Source organism: Pseudomonas sp. HY13-MNA-CIBAN-0226 (assembly GCF_040310305.1).
Classification (GTDB): domain Bacteria; phylum Pseudomonadota; class Gammaproteobacteria; order Pseudomonadales; family Pseudomonadaceae; genus Aquipseudomonas; species Aquipseudomonas gregormendelii.
Window position 1 is genome coordinate 1 of sequence record NZ_JBEOPS010000414.1, and the last position, 255, is coordinate 255.

The window sequence follows — 255 nt, forward strand, 5'->3', positions numbered from 1 at the left end:
CCCAACTCCAGGCCGTGTACCCGGTCTTCGACGGCATCGCGAGCGGTGAGGAACAGCACCGGGATGTCCAGGCCGGCACTGCGCACCGCCTGCAGGATTTGCCAGCCGTCGCGGCCGGGCAGCATCACATCGAGGATCAACAAGTCATAGTCGCCCGTCAGCGCCAAGTGCTGGCCACTGGTGCCGTCCGCCACCAGCTCGGTGGTAAAACCCGCCTCGGTCAGGCCCTGGCGCAGGTAATGACCGGTTTTGGGT

The 255-nt window shown here is 65.9% G+C and carries 1 protein-coding gene; it reads right to left on the bottom strand.

The genetic code is table 11. The features are described from left to right. A partial coding sequence (locus AAEZ05_RS29320) for a response regulator (protein ID WP_350650131.1) occupies window positions 1-255 on the bottom strand: 255 nt, incomplete at both ends.